Genomic DNA, 20,350 nt, shown 5'->3' on the forward strand with positions numbered 1-20,350 from the left:
TTTAAAAATCTTCTTCCAGGCTGAATGTCTGTGATTCTTTTGTACCACCCATTACGCCGGATTTCTGGTAATCGCCCACACGTTTTTCAAAGAAGTTGGTCTTACCCTGTAAGGAAATCATTTCCATGAAGTCGAAAGGATTAGACGCATTAAATATCTTGGAATAGCCCAGTTCCCCGATCCATCTGTCGGCCACAAATTCAATGTATTGCGACATGAGCTCGGCATTCATACCGATCAGTCCAACCGGCAGGGCTTCTGTAATAAATTCTTTTTCGTAAGACACCGCATCACGGATGATCTGGTGTACCTGTGTTTCGCTCAGCTTATTTTCCAGCATGCTGTACAGCAGGCAGGCAAATTCGCAGTGAAGGCCTTCATCCCGGCTGATCAGCTCGTTAGAGAAGGTCAATCCCGGCATCAGGCCTCTTTTCTTCAGCCAGAAGATAGAGCAGAAGCTGCCGCTGAAGAAGATCCCTTCTACCGCGGCGAAGGCTACCAGGCGCTCAGCGAAGGTGCCGTTCTCGATCCAGCGTAAAGCCCATTCTGCTTTTTTCTTTACCGCAGGCACGGTATCGATCGCATGGAACAGGCGGTCTTTTTCCGAAGGGTCTTTTACGTAGGTGTCAATCAGCAATGCATATGTTTCAGAGTGGATGTTTTCCATCATGATCTGGAAGCCATAAAAGCAACGGGCTTCCGGGATCTGTACTTCACTCATAAAGTTTACAGCCAGGTTTTCATTAACGATCCCGTCGCTGGCGGCGAAAAACGCCAGTACATGGGAAATAAAATGACGTTCTCCATCATTCAGGCCTGCCCAATCCTTAAGGTCGCTGCTTAAATCTATTTCTTCTGCTGTCCAGAAACTGGCTTCATGTTTTTTGTATTGCTCCCAGATTTTCGGGTATTTGATCGGCAATAGCACAAAACGGTCCTTGTTCTCTTTTAAAAGAATTTCATTCTCGTTACTCATCTTTAATTATTTTATGGGTACTGTCGAAGGTTTTTGGTTTTTCTTCCTGGGGTCAGCATACTGAAATCTCACTGTCCTGTCTCCCTCAGATCATATTTCAACATCATCGTTTCCTAAAATCCATACGCTCAGGATTACAAATGTAAGCATCCCGCTCACCGTGTATAACTTTAGTTACTAACAGGTGTGGAAAAGATATAGAACTTTAATGAAACTATAGTGGCAGCGCGTGTTTCACGGGTTTTGCACCTTGTGCATATGCAATATCCTTTGTATGTGAAAGGGCAACTGTGAAAATCTGGCTTATATGATTATTTTTTTAACTGCTACGGCTAAATGAATGATGATCAGTAGAAAAATGTGCCGGGAAAATTTTTGTTAAAAAGATAGCCGTCCGTAGATATATATGCGTTAATTTTTCATATTTACACTTTTAAGCATTTTCATATGTCCGAACCGGTTATAGCCCTGCATGCAGTGAAGAAGAATTACCAGGATGTGCCCATCCTGGATATAGCCCGGCTGGAGCTGCCCGCCGGCATCTACTGGCTGCAGGGGGAGAACGGCGCCGGCAAAACCACCTGTATGAAGGTAATGGCAGGATTGATCCCCTTTAAAGGCGAGATCCTGCTCCAGGGGAAGGTGAGCAGCCGCCGGCATCCGGTACAGTTCCGCCGCCTGATCAACTACGCAGAAGCAGAACCGCTTTACCCGTCGTTTCTCACCGGCCGCGACCTGCTGCAGCTTTATCTCAATACCAAAGGCGGCAACCCGGATGATATCCGGGCCATCAGCGAAAAACTGGGAGTACACCTTTTTGTGAATAACCCGGTAAGCAGCTACTCAAGCGGAATGCTGAAGAAGCTTTCCCTGCTGCTGGCTTTTACCGGTACACCGGCCCTGATCCTGCTGGATGAGCCCCTGATCACCATAGACACCCGCGCACTGGCGGTTTTATACGACCTGATCCGGGAATACAGCGCCAAAGGCGTTTCTTTTTGTATTACTTCCCACCAGCCGCTGGATGCGGAAGAATTAACGGTAACGGGCACACTGAAAGTAGCCCATAAAAACATTACGCTCAGCTAACATGCGTACTACCTCCGCTATACTTGGTAAAATATTTACACAACGGTTCTATATTCAGAATACGGGCTTCTTCCTGGTACTGTTTTACCTGCTCTTCGGGGTGGTGAACAGCGCTAACCTCCTGGCCTATCACAAAGGACTGATGCTCGGTTTCCTTGGCAACTATACCTTCCTGTTCCTGGTACTGCTGCTGTGGACTTCCTACGCGCTCAAATGCGTGGGCTTTATGCTGAAAACATTCCAGCTGCAGGGATATGATTTCCTGTATCCCACCTTGGGAAGTATAGACAGATCCGCCCGCCGTATGATCTGGCTGCGGCTTCATACGGCCATTTATATGCCGGTACTGGTATATGTGGCCATTACACTTATTGTTGCCATCCGGCAAGGGTATTATACACAGGCAGCTATAATTGCAGTTATCAACATTGCCAACTGCATATGGCCGTTAAGGTTATATGAAAGGAAGCTGGAACAACCAGACGTGATCTTTTTTACCGGTCACCTGCAACGGTGGCTCAACCGGCATTTTACCAAACCGCCGGTATTGTTTTTCCTGTATGAACTGTTTACAAACTTTCCCCGTCGTATTGTGAGCACCAAGCTGGTGTCGGCGGGAGTGCTGTGGTTAACCTTTCTGATAATGGACAGGGGCGGTTATTTTGATCTGCGCGGATTACAGCTTGGCGTTATGATCAGTGTGCTCACGCATATGCAGCTGATGGTGCATCACCGCGCATTTGATGATACCTATCTCAATTTTATGGAGAACCTTCCGGTTAGTTTGTTCTCCCATTACATGCGGCTGACCGGTGTGTATATCATTACTTTTTTACCGGAGATGATCATCATCGGTGTTAATGCATATACGAAAACAACGCCATGGGGGCTGATAACGGTTTTCTGCACGGCATTGTCATTATTGATCCTGTTCCGTACCATGTTGTTTTTCCCGAAAATGAACCCGGAGGTACATGTACGTTATACCATGCTTACTTCCTTCATTGTGCTGTTCATGGTGCTTGGTCATTATGAATGGCCGGCTGTACTGCTGCTGCAGACAGCTTCGGCCATCATCTTCTTTACAAAATACCGTACTTACGAACCTTATATAGAATCGGGCTCATGACCCATCTTATCGCTCAGGCGGGCCAGCGACTGCAACAGCAGCGGCAATTGCTTAATATAAAACTCATCGGTGAGGTTGCCGTTTTCATCAAACTTATGCTGGGCGCTGCTGATCATGATCTCCGGCTTATTGATCACAAACGCGTTCAGGAACACCATTACCTGGCGTAAATGATATTGCATCCGAGCGGTACCTATCTGGCCCTGGGAGGCGCCCATAATAGCCACCGCCTTTTCACTGAAAGGCTTGTCGGGGTGCCTGGAAACCACGTCTATGGCGTTCTTCAGCGCACCGGGAATAGAGTAGTTGTACTCCGGTGAAACAATGATCACCCCATCGGATTCCTTTATTTTATGCACCAGCGGCACCACTTCTTCCGGCAGTTGTTCTGTATGGAGATCGGCGTTGTACATGGGGATCTTGTCGAAGAATACCTGTTCAACGGTAATGTTGGAAGGCGCCAGTTGTTGCAGCGCTTTCAGTGCCATGGTGTTGTAGGAGCCCTTCCGTAAACTGCCGGAGAGGGCAACAAAATGATAATGTTTTTCAGCAGACATATACTCGTATATTATTTAAATGCGTTTCTCTTTATTCACAAATTTCCGGTGGATCACTTCCTGTACCGGTATGCCTTCAATCTTGCTTTCCAGCCAGGAAATAATATCCAGATAAAGGAAGGAACGGCGTTCGTACGGATCCTCTGAAATCTGTTCCAGCCTGTCTTTCAGATCCACAAAGGCATTGCGCAGCGCTTTGGGATTGGCATAAATATAACGGCGGAGGAATTTCATGATCTCTTCCATCACCAGGCCAAGATCCTTGTGCTTTGAAATGAAATGGTAAACAGATTTGATCAGGTATTCTACCAAACTGTAGTTCTCCAGTTCATAATGAGCAATAAGATGCAGGATACGTGCAAAGCACTGGATATCTGCCCGGAGGTTGCCGATCTTTAAATTGATAATTTTATTAAGATAGACGATGGCTTTATCGTTATCGCCACTACCAAAATATAGGCAGGCAATCTTATAGTAGAATACCAGCACGCGATGCTGGTCTATTTTCAGGGTATGCTTGCTGATCTCTGTTTCCAGTTCGGGCACCATTGCCAAACCCTGGCTGAATGTGCCTTCCAGGAAGTAACGGTTTATTTTCGCGGTGTACAGGTATACAAATGCCGATGTACGGGTGTTTTCATGGAAGTTATCCTGGTTATCGCGGATAAATTCTTCCAGGTCGCACAGCGCCGCCTTGAATTTTTCAAAATTGGAAGTATAAAAATGCGCAGTGAGCAGGTTATGCTGTGCTTTGATGTACAGGTCCATATCCGTTTGCTGCAGCGAGGGGTATTTACGGAACAGGTCCACCCACTTCTGCGTATAGCGGTAATACATCACAAAGTCCTGCAAAATATAGTAGTACCAGCTTGATGCCTGGTACATGTACACTTTTTCATAAAAGCTCATGTGCGCATGTTGCAATGCCGGCAGCTGGCTTTCGAAAAAGGACTTCACCATTTCAGCGTCGCGCTCGTTGCGCGCATGGCCCAGCTTCAGATACAGGCCATACATCCGCAGGGAAAGGGTAGAGAGGCGGCTGATATTGGTAAGCTGCTGCTCAATTTGCCTGGATTCCGTGCTCAGCACCTCCGCCCTGTTTTCCAGGCTCCGTGTGATATGACGGGACTCAATCAGTTTTTCGAACTCCACAATTTCATAGGTGAGCATTACCTCTTCCTGTTCCTGCGCCATGGTTTTAGCTTTGGCCAGTATTTTCAGGCTCTGGTTATACAGTCCTTTATTATACAGTACCCGCGCATGATCCAGCTGCTCGCGCAGGTCGATCAGGGGGTCTTTTTGTTTATATAACTGCCGCAGGCTGGACAACAGGTGTTTGTAAAGATGTGCTTTTACGTTCGACAGCTGCTGCTTTTTGATATCGGTTATTTTCTTCAGGATCTGCTCTTCATCATAGTCCTTCATTTTGTCCAGTGTGTTGAACAACTGGATAAAAAGTACGTCCTCTTTGGTATTGTTTTTATTGAACGCGAGCTGAAAATTGCGTTTTTCTGCTTTTGTTAAGGTTTTTATTAATATGAATAATGCATCACTTTGACTGTTGGGCATCGTTATTAAAATCTTGTAAATAATTGATAAACAGTATTTTAATGTGTATCAGAGGTGTTTAAAGGTTGTAATTAAAGCAAATTTAGCGATATGGCAATTAATTAATGACCATTAGATTTGAAGGTATAAACAATTATAAAAGGAAGCAAAAGGATGGGAAAAACGTTATTTGATAAAATCTGGGACAGCCACATCGTGGTGAGCAAGCCGGGGCATCCCGATGCCGTGTATATTAACACGCACTTTATTCACGAGGTAACGAGCCCCCAGGCATTTGACGGGCTCCGCAAGCGCGGCATCCCGGTGTTCCGCCCGGCTAAAACCAGGGCTACCGCCGACCACAACGTACCTACCCTGCACCAGGACCAGCCCATTAAAGAAGCATTGAGCCGGCACCAGGTGGAAATGCTCACTAAAAATACAGCCGAGTTTGGCGTGGAGTTGTATGGACTGGGCCACCGGTTCCAGGGCATAGTACATGTAATAGGACCGGAGCTGGGAATTACCCTGCCGGGTATGACCATCGTTTGCGGCGATAGTCACACCAGTACCCACGGTGCTTTTGGCGCGGTTGCTTTCGGTATCGGTACTTCCGAAGTGGAACAGGTGCTGGCCACCCAGTGCATTTTGCAGTACAAGCCTAAGCGGATGAAGATCGAAGTGAAAGGGCAACTGGGCAAGGGCGTACTTTCCAAAGACATCATTCTTTATATTATCTCCAGAATATCCGCCTCCGGCGCTACCGGTTACTTCGTGGAATATGCAGGGGAAGCAATCCGCAGCCTCAGTATGGAAGCCCGTATGACCATCTGTAATATGAGTATCGAGATGGGCGCCCGCGGAGGACTGATCGCTCCCGACGAAACTACTTTCGATTATATCAAAGGCCGTGAGTTTGCTCCCAAAGGAGCAGACTGGGACAAATCCCTCGAATACTGGAAAACCCTGTACTCCGACAGCGACGCCGAATTTGATAAGGTACTCACCTTTGATGCCGCCGATATAGAGCCACAGATCACCTATGGTACCAATCCCGGTATGGGCATGGGCGTTACCCGCCACATCCCTGCCCTGGACCAGCTCGACGAAAAGGAAAGACCCTCTTTCAAAAAGTCGCTGGAATATATGGACCTGCAACCCGGGACTGAACTGCTGGGTAAAAAAATAGATTATGTATTCATTGGCAGCTGCACCAACTCCCGTATTGAAGACTTACGCCTGGTAGCAGATTTTGTAAAAGGCAAACATAAAGCCGATGATGTGGTGGTATGGATCGTGCCCGGCTCCAAACAGGTAGAAGCCCAGGCGATGGAAGAAGGTATCGACAAAATATTTGCCGAAGCCGGTTTCCAGCTGCGCGAACCAGGCTGCTCTGCCTGCCTGGCCATGAACGAAGACAAAGTGCCTGCGGGTATGTACTGTATTTCTACCTCCAACCGTAACTTTGAAGGCCGCCAGGGCCCCAATGCCCGGACCTTCCTGGCCAGCCCGCTCACCGCGGCGGCTGCAGCCATTACGGGTAAAGTAACAGATGTAAGGGAATTGCTGGTAAACAGTTAATAAAAGCCGGAAGCTATGGACCAATGGAACGCTGATTTATACAAAGAAAAACACGCCTTCGTGTTTGAATATGGCAACAGCCTGATCGACTGGTTACAGCCACAGTCGGGGGAAAACATCCTGGACCTGGGCTGCGGCACAGGGGAGCTTACGGCGCAACTGGCGCAAAAAGGCGCCACCGTAACAGGAATAGACGCTTCCGCCGCCATGATAGAAAGCGCCCGTGCGCACTTCCCGGGCATCACCTTTGAAGTGGCCGACGCTACTACCTTTTCCCTGCCACAATCCTTCGATGGTATCTTTTCCAATGCCACCCTTCACTGGGTACGCGAAAAGGAAAAGGCTATCAGCCGGATGTACGCACAGCTGAAAAAGGGCGGACGGCTGGTGATTGAAATGGGTGGCAAAGGCAATGTGCAGCAGATCCTTACTTACCTGGAAAGGGCCATGCAGCAGCGGGGTTACACCTACGAGCCCTTCTGGTATTTCCCTTCACCGGCGGAATATATTACCCTCCTGGAAAAGGAAGGCTTTAAAATAGACAGGGTGCATTTTTTTGACCGTCCGTCGAAACTGGTGAACCCGGAAACAGGCATCATCGACTGGCTGGAAATGTTTGGCGCCCACTTCTTTGCCGGTGTACCGGAGAAAGATAGAAACGCCATCCTGCAGCAGGTACAGCATGAACTGGCGCCACACCTGATGAAGAATGGTGAATTGTATGCAGATTATGTGCGCCTGAGAGTAGCCGCTACAAAAATTTAAACTGGAAAATCAACATGAGTAAAATATTTCAACACCTCGTTTCCTCTGCGGTACCTGTACCCATCGAAAATATAGATACCGACCAGATCATCCCGGCGCGCTTCCTGAAAGCCACCACCCGCGAAGGTTTTGGCGAAAACCTGTTCCGCGACTGGCGCTATAACGCTGATAATACACCGAAGGCTGATTTTGTAATGAACAATCCTGTTTACAGTGGCCAGATCCTGGTAGGGGGTAAAAACTTTGGTTGCGGTTCCTCCCGGGAGCACGCCGCCTGGGCCATTGCAGATGCCGGCTTTAAAGTAGTGGTAAGCAGTTTTTTTGCAGATATCTTTAAAAATAACGCCCTCAATACGTTTATTTTGCCCATCCAGGTGTCAGAAGGCTTCCTGGACCGTATCTTTAAGGCCATTGAGGCCGATCCTAAAGCACAGCTGGAAGTAGACCTGGAAAACCAGTTCATAAAAATTGTAAGCACCGGCGAAAAGGAAAGCTTCGATATTAACCAGTACAAAAAAACATGCCTGCTCAACGGGTATGATGATATCGACTACCTGCTGAGCCTCCGTAAGGAAATAGAACAATATGAAACCACAAGAACATATAATTTCTAACCATCAAAAAGCCAAATACTAAAGCTAAAAACATATATGGGCGTTGAGAAGAAAATACTAGTTATACCCGGAGATGGGATCGGACAGGAAGTGACGGCATGGGGACAAAAAGTGCTGACAACGATAGCCAAAAATTATCATCACACTTTTACCTTTGAAGAAGGTATTATGGGCCACGTAGCCATTGAAGCCACCGGGGATCCGCTACCTGAAGAAACACTGCAGAAAGCAAGGAACTCTGATGCTATCCTGTTCGGCGCTATCGGTCATGCTAAATACGATAACGATCCTACCCTGAAAGTACGGCCTGAACAAGGTTTGCTGAAGATCAGGAAAGAACTGGGATTGTATGCAAATCTCCGCCCGATAAAGTTATTTGATGAACTACTGGAAGCATCCAGTATTAAACCTGAAATACTCCGTGGTTCTGATATTCTCTTTTTCCGGGAGCTCACCGGCGATGTATACTTCGGTGAAAAGGTAAGGACTGCCGACCGTAATACGGCTTCCGACCTGATGATCTATCATCGCTATGAAGTGGAGCGTATAGCCCGCAAGGCATATGAAGCTGCACGCACCCGCCGCAAAAAGCTATGCTCTGTAGATAAGGCAAACGTACTGGAAGCAAGCCGCCTGTGGAGGGAAGTAGTACAGGAAGTGGCAAAAGAATACCCGGATGTGGAAACAGAACATATGTTCATCGACAATGCCGCCATGCAGCTCATCAAAGATCCGAAACGCTTTGATGTGGTAGTTACAGGTAACCTGTTTGGCGATATCCTTACCGATGAAGCGTCACAGATCGCCGGTTCAATGGGAATGCTGGCATCCGCCTCTGTGGGCGACAGTACCGGTTTTTATGAGCCCATCCACGGATCTGCGCATGACATCGCCGGTAAAGGCATTGCCAATCCGCTGGCGTCTATCTTATCTGCCGCCCTTATGCTGGATATTTCCTTTGGCCTGAAAACAGAATCACAACGTGTGATCAAGGCGGTGGAAGCTACGCTCAGACAAGGCTACAGAACGATGGATATCGCCAACAAGCATACGGTGAACGATTTCATTATGGGCACCGACGCTATGGGCGCCAAAGTATTAGAGAATCTGAATTAATCATTCAATAAAATTATTACACTATCATGGATAAAAATCGTGTATACGTCTTTGATACCACCTTGCGTGATGGAGAACAGGTCCCTGGCTGTCAGCTGACAACCGTTGAAAAAATTGAAGTAGCCAAAAAACTCGAAGCACTCGGCGTAGATATTATTGAAGCAGGTTTCCCCATCTCCAGTCCCGGCGACTTCCAGAGCGTTGTGGAAATATCCAAAGCTGTAAGTGAACCGGTAATATGCGCGCTTACCCGTGCCAATAATAAAGATATAGACGCTGCGGCAGATGCCCTGCGCTTTGCAAAACGTAAGCGTATCCATACCGGTATCGGTTCTTCCGATATGCATATCAAATACAAATTCAACAGCACCCGCGAGGAAATTTTACAGCGTGCAGTAGCCGCTGTTTCCTATGCCCGCAAGTTTACCGATGATGTGGAATTTTATGCAGAAGATGCCGGTCGCGCGGACAATGAATACCTGGCCCGCATGATCGAAGCGGTGATCGCTGCCGGTGCTACCACCGTTAACATCCCGGATACCAACGGTTACTGCCTGCCCGACCAGTACGGCGCAAAGATCAAGTACCTTGTAGACAATGTTTCCAATATCGATAAGGCCATCATTTCCGTTCACTGTCATAACGACCTCGGTCTGGCTACCGCCAATACCATTGCAGGCGTTATTAACGGTGCCCGACAGGTGGAGTGTACCATCAATGGTATCGGTGAGCGCGCCGGTAACACCTCCCTGGAAGAAGTGGCCATGATCCTGAAAACGCATCATGCGCTGGGATATCATACCCAGATCAATTCAAAAGGTATCTACGAAATCAGCAATCTCGTGGAAACCATGATGCACATGCCGGTACAGCCCAACAAAGCCATTGTGGGCCGTAATGCTTTTGCGCACAGCTCCGGTATTCACCAGGACGGTGTGCTGAAACACCGTGAGAACTACGAGATCCTGAACCCTGAAGATGTAGGTATCAACTCCAACTCTATTATCCTCACCGCCCGCAGCGGCCGCCATGCGCTGAAGCATCATTTGTCGAGGCTCGGATACAACCTCGAAAAAGTGAACATCGATGAGGTATATCAACGCTTCCTGCTGATGGCGGATACCAAAAAGGAAATCAACGATGCGGACCTGCTGGAACTGATGGGTGATGGCGATGCTCAAACCTATGGTGATAATGCCATCAAGGTAACCTTACTGCAGGTGGTATGCGGTGATCCGCTCCGCCCTATGGCTACTGTTAAACTGCGCATTAACGGTGAAGAGAAAGAAGCCAGCGCTGCCGGTAACGGCCCGGTAAATGCTACCATCAATGCTATCCACGATATTATTAAAGATGATATTGAACTGGATGAATTCAATATTCAATCCATGCGCGGCGGCAGTGAAGATGTAAGTAAAGTGAATATGAGGGTAAAGCATAACGGGCAGTCGTATTATGGTTTCGGTATTTCTACCGACATTGTGAACGCTTCAGTACATGCTTACGTGGACGCGCTGAATAAAATATACTAGCGGATTTTGTCTTGGAACACTGATTACGCTGATTTTGATGATTACACTGATAATTTTTTTGAATTTTTTATAATAGTAAAGGGAGATATAGGCGGGTATTCGCGTATATCTCCCTCATTTATCATAAAACGCTAAAAAGATATCAATGTAATCATCAAAATCAGCGTAATCAGTGTTCCAAGACAAAATCCGCCGCTGTAACCTTTGCTGCGCCTTCCCCGTTTTACAGGGGTGAAATAAACCCTGATGAAAACAATTCCCTTACTTCTGGTTATTTTATTTGTTACCGCCTGCAGCAAAGAAGCGGATAATTGCTCCCAATATGGCTGGATGCCTATCCAGGACGCGAAATACCTTGGGAAAAGCAGCAGCAATGTAAGTGGGCAGAACGGTGTTTTTTACGATGTAAGCTGCATCTTCAATAATTCCTGTTACGCTATCAATAAAATAGTGGCATCAAAAGATGGGGATACCGTGGTGCTGAAAGCAGAATACGTTCTTAATACATGTACCGTCTGTACCCAGTCTTTTATTACACAAACAAAAACCTATTCTTTTGTTCCTCCCGGTAATGGTACCTATTACCTGAAATGGGACGGCATTGCCAATCGCGTGGATACGATAACAGTGCCATAATAATCGCCTTCGGCGATGAAAATTGTCTTGGAGCAGGATTACACTGATTAGCTTGATTTGACCATATTGATTTTTTTGATTCGGGGAGATGTAAGCGAATGCGCTTATATCTTCCCGAATCTTTTATTAATCAAAAAAATAAAATCCTGTTAATCAGCATAATCAGCGTAATCCTGCTCCAAGACAATTTTCATCGCCGAAGGCGATATCCATCAGCGGGTATTTTTTATAATCAGGGAGATAGAAGTGCCACCATTCTGTAGAGCTTCCTTTAAAGCCGTGCTGCAGCATGGTATCTCTCAGCAATTTGCGGTTAGCTGCCACTGTGGGGTCCGGAGGGGAGTAGTTCTCATGCGCTTTCATGGTAAAATCGTCGAAGTCCGTAGGCATAGCCACGGGCTTGTTTGTTTTGAGGTTAACCATACTGAGATCTATGGCCACGCCACGGTTATGCCCCGACCCTTTGCGGGGATCGGCAGCATACAGGTCGTTGGGAACTATTTTAAACATTGCTTCCGTTACATGATAAGGACGGTAGGCATCGTAAATAAGGAGGCCATATCCTTTTTTCCGCAGCGATTCCTGTACGGCTTTCAATGCTTTGGCCGCAGGCAGGCGGAGGTAAATTGCGGTGTTGGTGTATAATTGCTGTTTGGTGAAATTATTCGTGGTAGCGTAACGCACATCTTTTTTAATACCCGGGATATACTTTTCAAGGTTTACCAGTTGCTGGTTGCTGTCGGCTTTTACCAGCTGTGCATATTGTTGTTGGGTGCCCAGAACGGCGAGCCCGTATTTATTAACCGGTATTTTCTGGGCAGGCAGCTGGCTGGAGATGCTCCACAGAAGCGTTGTTAACAGTATTATTCTCATATGCTTAAAATTGCAGAAAAAGCCCCGGATTTGGTCCGGCTTATTGAATTTTATGAAAATTAGGCAAGAAAGTATGAAATACAGTGAAAATACAATTGCAATCACCTTATATTAATAGGTATTTTAGAACCCTTAAATTTTATACGATGGAACTGTTCAGATTAGATAATAAAGTAGCGGTTATCACCGGTGGTGGTAGCGGCATAGGACAGGCAATTGCAAAAACATTCGGGGCACAGGGCGCGCAGGTGCATATCCTGGAGCTGAATGAAGATGGTGGTAAAGCTACAGCAGAGGAAATCAGGACAGCAGGCGGCCAGGCGACCGTGCATGCGTGTAACGTGGCCGACCAGGCAGCCGTGATCGGCGTAATGGATGGTATTGTGAAAACCGCGGGTAAGCTGGATATCCTGGTGAACTGCGCGGGCATTGCCCATGTGGGTAACCTTGAAAATACCGCTGAACAGGACTTCGACAGGGTGTACCAGGTAAATGTAAAGGGCACCTATAACTGTATGTATGCAGTGATCAAACAGATGAAAGCACAGGGCGGCGGCGTGATCCTGAATGTGGCCTCCATCGCCTCCAGTGTGGGTATACCGGACAGGCTGGCCTACTCTATGAGTAAAGGCGCGGTACTGACCATGACGTTATCCGTGGCTAAGGATTATCTCGGCGCTAATATCCGCTGCAACTGCGTGTCGCCCGCAAGAGTGCACACCCCGTTTGTGGATGGGTTTATTGCCAAGAACTACCCGGGCAAAGAAGCGGAGATGTTTGAAAAACTGAGTAAAACCCAACCGATAGGCCGTATGGCCAAACCGGTGGAAGTAGGTAACCTGGCGTTATACCTGTGCTCCGATGAAGCAGGTTTTATTACCGGCACCGACTACCCGATTGATGGTGGTTTTATCAGGTTGAATAACTAAGAATTAATGCGATGTGTGTTTTAAAGTGCGGACGATTACCCGTATCTTTCAAGTTATTCATTCATTAATTTTTAGTTATATCATGCAACATTTTCGAATAGGGCTGGCGTTAGCACTGGCCATATTATCTGCCTGTAATTCCGGTACCAACAAGGAAGCCGCTACCGGGGAATCCGCATCTGTAGTAAAACCGGCAACACCGGAAGGTACCATATCGGTTACCTTTTCAGACAAGGAAAAAGATACATCGCTGATCAACATTAAGATTCAGCTGAAAGAAGGAACAAAAGAAAAGAGCTTTGAACAGGCCATCCTGAAGGATGTACCGGAATCGGACCTTTACAAGGTATTATGGAATGAGCCCAACAGCTGTTATATCGGCGTTATGAAACCGAATCATCAGCCACGTTATTACCACGCTTTTGTAGACAGCAAAAAAGATGTGAAAATATTATGGGCCGCCACGCCGCCCCAGCCTATCTGGGAGTATATGGAAGGAACACTGGGTCTTGGAAAGGTGACAGCCGGCAGTGAAATGTTGCAGCAATATAAAAAAAGCTTCCAGTCCGGTAATATCCTCGCGGATTTCATCGTGGAAATAAAACCGGATGCTTCGCCCGACAGCCTGGAGCTGTACGTGGAATTTGGAGGTTTGCGTAAAAGCATGTTCATGCCCGTGCCTTCCGGCAGTAAAGGCGTGATCCAGCCAACAGGACAGGATGATCATGTGTATTTCTCTTTTGTAAAAGATGGAAAGGCAGAACCGGTGATCGACCTGCATGTGGAAAGCGGAAGACTACAGATTAAAACACTGAAAGAAATTAAGTAAGAAAATAAATAGTATTGATATGAAACTGATCAGGTTTGGTTTACCGGGAGAAGAGAAACCGGGTGTTGCCACCGCAGCAGGAATGTTTGATGTGAGCGCATTCGGTGAGGATTTTGGAGAGAAATTTTTTGAAACCAATGGGCTTGCGCGTTTATCCGAATGGTATGGCGTACATGCCGCGGAATGCCCGCAGGTGCCTGCCGGTACCCGTTTGGGCTCGCCTATCCTCCGTCCTTCCAAAATTATCTGCATCGGGCTGAACTACGCGGACCATGCGCGTGAAACCAATGCAGCCATTCCTGCAGAACCTATCGTGTTCTTTAAAAGTACCAGCGCACTGGTAGGTCCGAACGACGACCTGGTGATTCCGCGCAACAGCCAGAAAACCGACTGGGAAGTGGAACTGGCAGTAGTAATTGGCAAAAAAGCCAGTTATGTGGAAGAAAAAGACGCCATGGACTATGTAGCAGGTTACTGCTTGCATAACGACTACAGCGAAAGGGCCTTCCAGATCGAAAGAAACGGACAATGGGTAAAAGGCAAAAGCTGTGATACGTTTGCACCTTTAGGCCCATGGCTGGCTACCAAAGATGAAATAGCCGATGTGAATAATCTTCGTTTATGGCTTACCGTTAACGGTCAGAAAATGCAGGATGGCAACACCTCCAACTTCATCTTTAATGTAGCTTACGTAGTGGCTTACCTGAGCCAGTTTATGACCCTGCTCCCGGGAGATGTGATCTCTACCGGAACACCGGCTGGTGTAGGCCTGGGCATGAACCCGCAGGTATACCTGAAAGCCGGGGATGTGATTGAACTGGGTATCGACGGATTAGGTACTTCCAAACAAACTGCTGTAGCATATAAACAGTAATTATGAAAAGATATTGCCTGGCGCTGGATCTGGTAGATGATCCGCAGCTGATCAGCGAGTATGAAGCCCATCACCGCAATGTATCTCCTGAAATAAAAAAGAGCATTACTGATGCCGGTATTACCGTAATGGATATTTACCGCGCGGGTAACCGCCTGTTTATGATCATGGAGGTAGATGATACCTTTTCCTTTGAACGTAAAGACGCCATGGACGCAGCCAATCCCGCCGTGCAGGTATGGGAGCAGCTTATGTGGAAATACCAGCAGGCATTGCCGGTAGCGAAAGAAGGAGAGAAGTGGATCATTATGGACCAGATTTTTGCATTGTAAAGAATACCGGGCGCCGGTACCTTCCGGCGCCCGGCAAAAAATATTTACATGGTTATTGACGCACATCAGCATTTCTGGCAATACGATCCTGTACGTCATGCATGGATAGATGAATCCATGCAGGTGATCCGCCGTGATTTTTACCCGGAAGACCTGGCTCCTGTGCTGGCCGACAACGGGGTACATGGCTGTATAGCGGTACAGGCCGATCAATCGGCAGATGAAACTGCCTTTTTACTGGCACTGGCAGATAAGCATGATTTTATTAAAGGCGTAGTAGGATGGGCCGACCTTCGCGCTGCCAATATCAGTGAACAACTGGAACAGTATGCCGCATATCCCAAACTGAAAGGCTTCCGGCATATTGTACAGGGAGAACCGGATAACAGGTTTATTCTAGGTGAGCATTTCTGCCGCGGTATCAAAGCGCTGCAGCAACATCAGTTCACCTATGATATTCTCGTATATCCGAAACAGTTACCTGCAGTAGAAGAATTTGTGCGGCAGTTCCCCGAACAGGCGCTGATCATTGACCACCTGGCCAAGCCGGATATCAAAGCGGGAGAACTGGATGCCTGGGCAGCACATATGCGTCGCATTGCACAATCGCCCAATGTATACTGTAAACTGAGCGGCATGGTAACGGAGGCCGACTGGCAACACTGGGAACCGGGACATTTCCAGCCTTTTATGGAAGTGGCACTGGAAGCCTTTGGTGCAGGCAGGCTGGTATATGGCTCCGACTGGCCCGTGTGCCTGGTGGCAGCAAAGTACCGTGAAGTAAAAGAACTGGTAACAGATTTTATCAGCACATTATCAACAAGTGAACAAGAGCAGATAATGGGAGGCAATGCCCGCTCATTTTATCATCTATAAAAAATAATATCATACAAACTATGGATTTAGGATTACAGGAGAAAGTGATCATCGTTACCGGTGGTGCAAAAGGGATCGGAGAAGCTATTTCAAAGCTGGTGGCGGCAGAAGGCGGCATCAGCGTGATTGCCGGCCGCAGTACTGCCGATAATGAAAAAACAGTGGGCGAGATCATCGCCGCAGGCGGTAAAGCCACGGCTATTACGGCGGAACTGGGGAAAGTGGAAGACTGTAAAAAAGTGATCTCTGAAACAATAGCAAAGTATGGTAAAATAGACGCCCTGGTGAACAATGCCGGCGCCAATGATGGCGTGGGACTGGAAAGCGGCAGCCCGGAGAAATTTATGCAGTCGCTGCAGAATAATTTATCGCACTACTACAACCTGGCACATTTTGCATTGCCTTACCTGAAAGCCACCAAGGGAAATATTGTAAACATCGGTTCTAAAGTAGCCGATACCGGTCAGGGTAATACCAGTGGCTATGCGGCTTCCAAGGGCGGTATCAATGCGCTCACCCGTGAATGGGCCGTGGAACTGCTGCCTTACTCTATCCGCGTTAATACAGTGATCCCTGCTGAAGTATGGACCCCGCTGTATGAAACCTGGATCAATTCATTGCCAAATCCAAAGGAAAAACTGGCATCTATCACCGCAAAAATTCCATTTGAAAAAAGAATGACCACATCCACGGAAATTGCCAACAGCACCGTGTTCCTGTTGTCGCCACGTTCCTCTCATACAACCGGACAAATTGTATACGTAGATGGTGGTTATACCCATCTCGACAGATCCATCAGCTAAGGATAAGAGCCAACACCTGTTACAATATTCAATCACCTGAAACATTAAATTCTTCGTTATGGCCGGAGGCGCAGTAAGTAATTCCACCTATACCACCAATAAAGATACGAGTGCAAAACCGGGCAGTTATTTGTTCCCGCTGATCCTGGTTACCAGCCTGTTTTTCTTATGGGGACTGGCATACGGGCTGCTGGATGTACTGAATAAACATTTCCAGGAGGTATTAAATATCACTACCAAACGTTCTACTTTATTACAGGGCGCTTATTTCGGGGCTTATTTCCTCATGGCATTACCGGCAGGTATGTTTATGAATAAGTTTGGTTATAAGAAAGGAATTATTCTCGGTTTGCTGCTGTATGCCACTGGTGCATTCTTGTTTTTTCCGGCAGCCGGAGCACTGAGCTTCGACTTTTTCCTGCTGGCATTATTTATTCTTGCCTGCGGGCTGGCCTGCCTGGAAACGGCTGCCAATCCGTATGTAACGGTGCTGGGAGATAAAGCCACATCTGAACAAAGGCTGAACTTATCACAATGCTTTAACGGGCTGGGATCTTTCCTGGGTCCTATTATTGGCGGTAAATTATTCTTTGGCAGTGGCAGCGGTGATCTTACTACCGTAAAGCTCACCTACATTGTAATAGGCGTGGTAGTATTGCTGATCGCAGGGTTTTTCTACAGAACTCCATTGCCTGAAATCAAAGAGGCCGAACAGGAAGGTCCTGAAGTAATGGCAGATACCCGCCCGCTTTCTGCCCATCGTCATTTTGTACTGGGCGTAATAGCGCAGTTCTTTTATGTAGCGGCGCAGGTAGGTGTAGGCGCATTGTTTATTAATTATGTAACCACATACTGGCACGGGATCACTACGGAAAACGCTTCCTACCTGCTGTCGGTAGGACTGGGATTATTCATGGGCGGCCGTTTTGTGGGCACTGCGCTTATGCGTAAAATAGCGCCCAATAATTTATTGTCTGTTTATGCGCTTATCAATGTGGCGTTAAGCGTTTTTGTAATGACCGGCAATGGCGCGGCTTCCGTATATGCGCTGATCGCTATTTTCTTTTTTATGTCTATCATGTTCCCTACTATTTTTGCGTTAGGGGTTAAAGACCTTGGCGTGCATACCAAACGCGGCGCTTCTTTCCAGGTAATGTCTATTGTGGGAGGGGCTTCTGTTCCTTACCTGATGGGTGTTGTAACGGAGTGGCAATCGCTTGCCATTTCCTTTGGCATTCCTGCTTTCTGCTTTGTAGTGGTGTTTTTATACGGCTGGAAAGGATATAAGAGAGTTTAGCCGGAGGCTTCTTTTTAATATTTAATCCGCAAAATCATTGTAACTTTCTTTAACAAAAGAGGATACCATGATTTTGCGGATTTTTGCTTCCTATGCTTGCTGGTTCCTGGTTATAACCACGTTATTTGCCGGGGCGCCTGCCGGTCCCGGGCCTGTACTTTCCCTGCAATTGTCGTTCACCCATCTGATGGGGCAGCAGCCGCTGGTAAGGAACCAGGCTACCTATACCAACGCTTCCGGCGAAACATTTACGATCAGCCGTTTCCGTTATTTCCTCAGTAATTTTTCACTGGAAACCAGCGATGGGAGTGTGGTCACTTTACCCCCTGCTTATTTCCTGGTAGATGATGCCATTGACAGTTCAAAAAATATCCGGCTGGACAGTATCCCTGCCGGCACCTATAAAAGCATCCGTTTCCTGATCGGGGTAGACAGTATCCGTAACGTAAGCGGTGTGCAGTCTGGTGCGCTGGCGATGGAAACCGGTATGTTCTGGACCTGGAACAGCGGCTATATCATGGCGCAAATAGAAGGCCATTCCCCTGCGGTTAATACACCTATGCAGGAGTTCCTGTTTCATTGCGGGGGATACAAAACAAAGGACGGGGTGTTGAAATATGTAACGCTGCCACTCCCGGAGCCGCTCACCGTCCCGGCTGCGCGCCAGCCACAGATCAATCTTACAGCCAACGTGGAAAAATGGTTTTTACCTGATACGGTGAGTTTTAAGAAGATAACAGTGATCATGGCGCCGGGAGTAAAAGCAAGACAGGTAGCCGGTAATTACCAGCACATGTTTAACATAACAGGCATCTCTAATTAACCACATTGAATAAAAGGACATTATATATCATCGGGGCGTTTTGCCTGTTGCTGGCGCTGGTGCAGGCGGGCACAAAGAAACGCGTAACAAAAGGCCCCGAGCCTTTTTTGCTGCAGCTGCCGGCCCACTTTCCCCGCCCGGTATATGATTTTACGCGCAACCCGCTTACCAAACCAGGTGTGGCATTGGGGCGGTTTATGTTTTATGATTATCGTCTTTCGCAGGATAGCACGGTTTCCTGTGGCTTCTGCCACCAGCAGTTTGCGGCCTTTGGCCATTTCGATCATGCACTGGCACATGGCGTTGCAGGCCAGCAGGGTATCCGCTCGGTGCCGGTGCTTTTTAATATGATCTGGCAAAAAGCATTCATGTGGGACGGCGGTGTAAACCACCTGGAACTGCAGGCGCTCACCCCCCTAACGGACCATAACGAAATGGCGGTAGACCTGAAGGAACTGATGCAGAAAATGCAGGCGGACCCTCAATACCGGAAGATGTTCAAAGCCGCTTTTGGTACGGAAGAAATTACCAGCGAGCGCATGTTCAAGGCATTCACACAGTTTGTGGCCACTATGGTATCTGCCGGTTCCAAATACGATAGCGTGATGCTGAAAATACCTGGTGTGGCTTTTACAGCAGAGGAAAATGCAGGGTATACCGTTTTCCGGGATAAGTGCGCGGCCTGCCATAAAGAACCATTATTCACCGACCTGACCTACCGCAGTAACGGGTTACCTTATTTACCTGCATTAAATGATGTGGGCAGGATGAAGATCACAGGTAATACAGCTGATAATCTTCATTTTAAAGTACCTTCCCTGCGCAATATCCTTAAAAGCGCCCCTTATATGCACGACGGCCGTTTCTTCGATATTTTCCAGGTATTTGACTTCTACGATCATGGTGTGAAAGTTACTCCCACCACCGATCCGCTGGTGAAACAGGGGATTAAATTATCCGGCCAGGAAAAGCGGCAGCTGTATTTCTTTTTGAATACCCTCACCGATCACACTTTTATCAACAACGCCGCTCTTAGCGAAGTACGGATCGAGTAAGATCGCCTTCGGCGATTTAAATTGTCTTGGAGCAGGATTACGCTGATTTTAATGATTTTGAGGATGTTATTTTCTGATTTTTTTGATTCTGTGTTGATTTTATAAAAGATTAAGGT

21 protein-coding genes are annotated in these 20,350 nt (G+C 47.3%); 17 read left to right on the plus strand and 4 right to left on the minus strand.

Features of this window, described 5'->3' with window-relative positions; genetic code table 11:
• Position 1 precedes the first annotated feature (1 nt).
• The gene (locus ABIE50_RS10075) at positions 2–976 is read right to left on the minus strand and encodes a ribonucleoside-diphosphate reductase small subunit (RefSeq protein WP_209863908.1); all 975 of its coding nucleotides are present in this window, start codon (positions 974–976) and stop codon (positions 2–4) included.
• Between the two features lie 447 nt (positions 977–1,423).
• Between ABIE50_RS10075 and ABIE50_RS10080 the strand changes: the two genes are divergently transcribed.
• Together ABIE50_RS10080 and ABIE50_RS10085 are read left to right on the plus strand one after the other, a co-directional pair.
• Positions 1,424–2,065, plus strand: coding sequence for an ABC transporter ATP-binding protein (locus tag ABIE50_RS10080; RefSeq protein WP_209863905.1), 642 nt, complete (start codon positions 1,424–1,426; stop codon positions 2,063–2,065).
• A gap of 1 nt (position 2,066) precedes the next feature.
• Entirely contained in the window at positions 2,067–3,194 is a 1,128-nt protein-coding gene (locus tag ABIE50_RS10085) for a hypothetical protein (RefSeq protein ID WP_209863901.1), read from the plus strand.
• On the opposite strand, the gene ABIE50_RS10090 is transcribed toward ABIE50_RS10085, so the two are convergent.
• The gene (locus ABIE50_RS10090) at positions 3,173–3,751 is read right to left on the minus strand and encodes an NADPH-dependent FMN reductase (protein ID WP_142683360.1); all 579 of its coding nucleotides are present in this window, start codon (positions 3,749–3,751) and stop codon (positions 3,173–3,175) included. The genes ABIE50_RS10085 and ABIE50_RS10090 overlap by 22 nt on opposite strands.
• A 15-nt stretch (positions 3,752–3,766) precedes the next feature.
• Positions 3,767–5,320 (minus strand): hypothetical protein, encoded by a 1,554-nt coding sequence (locus ABIE50_RS10095; RefSeq protein WP_142683359.1) that lies wholly within the window; start codon positions 5,318–5,320, stop codon positions 3,767–3,769.
• A 153-nt stretch (positions 5,321–5,473) separates the two neighbouring features.
• On the opposite strand from ABIE50_RS10095, the gene leuC reads away from it, so the two are divergent.
• From leuC to ABIE50_RS10125, 6 genes are all read left to right on the plus strand, one after another.
• Positions 5,474–6,880, plus strand: a complete 1,407-nt coding sequence (leuC, locus tag ABIE50_RS10100; RefSeq protein WP_209863899.1) for a 3-isopropylmalate dehydratase large subunit — start codon at positions 5,474–5,476, stop codon at positions 6,878–6,880.
• A gap of 15 nt (positions 6,881–6,895) precedes the next feature.
• Positions 6,896–7,645, plus strand: a complete 750-nt coding sequence (locus ABIE50_RS10105; protein ID WP_209863897.1) for a class I SAM-dependent methyltransferase — start codon at positions 6,896–6,898, stop codon at positions 7,643–7,645.
• 14 nt (positions 7,646–7,659) lie between these two features.
• Positions 7,660–8,259 carry a 3-isopropylmalate dehydratase small subunit gene (leuD, locus tag ABIE50_RS10110; RefSeq protein ID WP_209863895.1) on the plus strand — a complete coding sequence of 200 codons (600 nt, stop codon included), beginning with the start codon at positions 7,660–7,662 and terminating at the stop codon, positions 8,257–8,259.
• Between the two features lie 36 nt (positions 8,260–8,295).
• Positions 8,296–9,375 carry a 3-isopropylmalate dehydrogenase gene (gene leuB, locus ABIE50_RS10115; RefSeq protein WP_142683355.1) on the plus strand — a complete coding sequence of 360 codons (1,080 nt, stop codon included), beginning with the start codon at positions 8,296–8,298 and terminating at the stop codon, positions 9,373–9,375.
• Positions 9,376–9,401: 26 nt separating this feature from the next.
• Complete coding sequence (locus tag ABIE50_RS10120; RefSeq protein WP_142683354.1) at positions 9,402–10,907, plus strand: 2-isopropylmalate synthase; 1,506 nt, start codon at positions 9,402–9,404, stop codon at positions 10,905–10,907.
• A 246-nt stretch (positions 10,908–11,153) separates the two neighbouring features.
• Positions 11,154–11,543, plus strand: a complete 390-nt coding sequence (locus tag ABIE50_RS10125) for a hypothetical protein (RefSeq protein WP_209863892.1) — start codon at positions 11,154–11,156, stop codon at positions 11,541–11,543.
• Between the two features lie 162 nt (positions 11,544–11,705).
• Here ABIE50_RS10125 and ABIE50_RS10130 read toward each other — a convergent pair whose 3' ends face one another.
• Positions 11,706–12,416 carry a M15 family metallopeptidase gene (locus ABIE50_RS10130; RefSeq protein ID WP_209863890.1) on the minus strand — a complete coding sequence of 237 codons (711 nt, stop codon included), beginning with the start codon at positions 12,414–12,416 and terminating at the stop codon, positions 11,706–11,708.
• Positions 12,417–12,562: 146 nt separating this feature from the next.
• Between ABIE50_RS10130 and ABIE50_RS10135 the strand changes: the two genes are divergently transcribed.
• From ABIE50_RS10135 to ABIE50_RS10175, 9 genes are all read left to right on the plus strand, one after another.
• Positions 12,563–13,345: an SDR family NAD(P)-dependent oxidoreductase gene (locus ABIE50_RS10135; RefSeq protein ID WP_209863888.1), complete on the plus strand. Its 783-nt coding sequence runs from the start codon at positions 12,563–12,565 to the stop codon at positions 13,343–13,345.
• Positions 13,346–13,427: 82 nt separating this feature from the next.
• On the plus strand, positions 13,428–14,174 hold the full coding sequence (locus tag ABIE50_RS10140) for a hypothetical protein (RefSeq protein ID WP_209863885.1): 747 nt from the start codon (positions 13,428–13,430) through the stop codon (positions 14,172–14,174).
• Between the two features lie 19 nt (positions 14,175–14,193).
• The gene (locus ABIE50_RS10145; protein ID WP_209863882.1) at positions 14,194–15,048 is read left to right on the plus strand and encodes a fumarylacetoacetate hydrolase family protein; all 855 of its coding nucleotides are present in this window, start codon (positions 14,194–14,196) and stop codon (positions 15,046–15,048) included.
• A gap of 2 nt (positions 15,049–15,050) precedes the next feature.
• On the plus strand, positions 15,051–15,380 hold the full coding sequence (locus ABIE50_RS10150; RefSeq protein ID WP_142683349.1) for an L-rhamnose mutarotase: 330 nt from the start codon (positions 15,051–15,053) through the stop codon (positions 15,378–15,380).
• A gap of 48 nt (positions 15,381–15,428) precedes the next feature.
• Entirely contained in the window at positions 15,429–16,256 is an 828-nt protein-coding gene (locus ABIE50_RS10155) for an amidohydrolase family protein (protein WP_209863879.1), read from the plus strand.
• A 20-nt stretch (positions 16,257–16,276) separates the two neighbouring features.
• Positions 16,277–17,059, plus strand: a complete 783-nt coding sequence (locus ABIE50_RS10160; RefSeq protein ID WP_209863877.1) for an L-fucose dehydrogenase — start codon at positions 16,277–16,279, stop codon at positions 17,057–17,059.
• Between the two features lie 58 nt (positions 17,060–17,117).
• Entirely contained in the window at positions 17,118–18,356 is a 1,239-nt protein-coding gene (locus tag ABIE50_RS10165) for a sugar MFS transporter (RefSeq protein ID WP_209863874.1), read from the plus strand.
• Positions 18,357–18,423: 67 nt separating this feature from the next.
• Positions 18,424–19,179 (plus strand): MbnP family protein, encoded by a 756-nt coding sequence (locus ABIE50_RS10170; protein ID WP_209863871.1) that lies wholly within the window; start codon positions 18,424–18,426, stop codon positions 19,177–19,179.
• A 5-nt stretch (positions 19,180–19,184) separates the two neighbouring features.
• The gene (locus ABIE50_RS10175; RefSeq protein ID WP_209863868.1) at positions 19,185–20,234 is read left to right on the plus strand and encodes a cytochrome-c peroxidase; all 1,050 of its coding nucleotides are present in this window, start codon (positions 19,185–19,187) and stop codon (positions 20,232–20,234) included.
• Positions 20,235–20,350: the final 116 nt, after the last annotated feature.

The sequence above is a fragment of the Chitinophaga sp. OAE865 genome (assembly GCF_040546735.1).
Classification (GTDB): Bacteria; Bacteroidota; Bacteroidia; order Chitinophagales; family Chitinophagaceae; genus Chitinophaga; species Chitinophaga polysaccharea_A.

What these genes read in the sequence shown, in the direction of transcription:
- ABIE50_RS10145 (WP_209863882.1), top strand. Translation starts at nt 14,194, where the DNA reads ATGAAACTGATCAGGTTTGGTTTACCGGGAGAAGAGAAACCGGGTGTT.
- ABIE50_RS10150 (WP_142683349.1), top strand. Translation starts at nt 15,051, where the DNA reads ATGAAAAGATATTGCCTGGCGCTGGATCTGGTAGATGATCCGCAGCTG.
- leuD (WP_209863895.1), top strand. Translation starts at nt 7,660, where the DNA reads ATGAGTAAAATATTTCAACACCTCGTTTCCTCTGCGGTACCTGTACCC.
- ABIE50_RS10170 (WP_209863871.1), top strand. Translation starts at nt 18,424, where the DNA reads ATGATTTTGCGGATTTTTGCTTCCTATGCTTGCTGGTTCCTGGTTATA.
- ABIE50_RS10125 (WP_209863892.1), top strand. Translation starts at nt 11,154, where the DNA reads ATGAAAACAATTCCCTTACTTCTGGTTATTTTATTTGTTACCGCCTGC.
- ABIE50_RS10130 (WP_209863890.1), bottom strand. Translation starts at nt 12,416, where the DNA reads ATGAGAATAATACTGTTAACAACGCTTCTGTGGAGCATCTCCAGCCAG.
- ABIE50_RS10135 (WP_209863888.1), top strand. Translation starts at nt 12,563, where the DNA reads ATGGAACTGTTCAGATTAGATAATAAAGTAGCGGTTATCACCGGTGGT.
- ABIE50_RS10105 (WP_209863897.1), top strand. Translation starts at nt 6,896, where the DNA reads ATGGACCAATGGAACGCTGATTTATACAAAGAAAAACACGCCTTCGTG.
- ABIE50_RS10155 (WP_209863879.1), top strand. Translation starts at nt 15,429, where the DNA reads ATGGTTATTGACGCACATCAGCATTTCTGGCAATACGATCCTGTACGT.
- ABIE50_RS10095 (WP_142683359.1), bottom strand. Translation starts at nt 5,320, where the DNA reads ATGCCCAACAGTCAAAGTGATGCATTATTCATATTAATAAAAACCTTA.
- leuC (WP_209863899.1), top strand. Translation starts at nt 5,474, where the DNA reads ATGGGAAAAACGTTATTTGATAAAATCTGGGACAGCCACATCGTGGTG.
- ABIE50_RS10160 (WP_209863877.1), top strand. Translation starts at nt 16,277, where the DNA reads ATGGATTTAGGATTACAGGAGAAAGTGATCATCGTTACCGGTGGTGCA.
- ABIE50_RS10090 (WP_142683360.1), bottom strand. Translation starts at nt 3,751, where the DNA reads ATGTCTGCTGAAAAACATTATCATTTTGTTGCCCTCTCCGGCAGTTTA.
- ABIE50_RS10085 (WP_209863901.1), top strand. Translation starts at nt 2,067, where the DNA reads ATGCGTACTACCTCCGCTATACTTGGTAAAATATTTACACAACGGTTC.
- ABIE50_RS10165 (WP_209863874.1), top strand. Translation starts at nt 17,118, where the DNA reads ATGGCCGGAGGCGCAGTAAGTAATTCCACCTATACCACCAATAAAGAT.
- ABIE50_RS10120 (WP_142683354.1), top strand. Translation starts at nt 9,402, where the DNA reads ATGGATAAAAATCGTGTATACGTCTTTGATACCACCTTGCGTGATGGA.
- ABIE50_RS10140 (WP_209863885.1), top strand. Translation starts at nt 13,428, where the DNA reads ATGCAACATTTTCGAATAGGGCTGGCGTTAGCACTGGCCATATTATCT.
- leuB (WP_142683355.1), top strand. Translation starts at nt 8,296, where the DNA reads ATGGGCGTTGAGAAGAAAATACTAGTTATACCCGGAGATGGGATCGGA.
- ABIE50_RS10075 (WP_209863908.1), bottom strand. Translation starts at nt 976, where the DNA reads ATGAGTAACGAGAATGAAATTCTTTTAAAAGAGAACAAGGACCGTTTT.
- ABIE50_RS10080 (WP_209863905.1), top strand. Translation starts at nt 1,424, where the DNA reads ATGTCCGAACCGGTTATAGCCCTGCATGCAGTGAAGAAGAATTACCAG.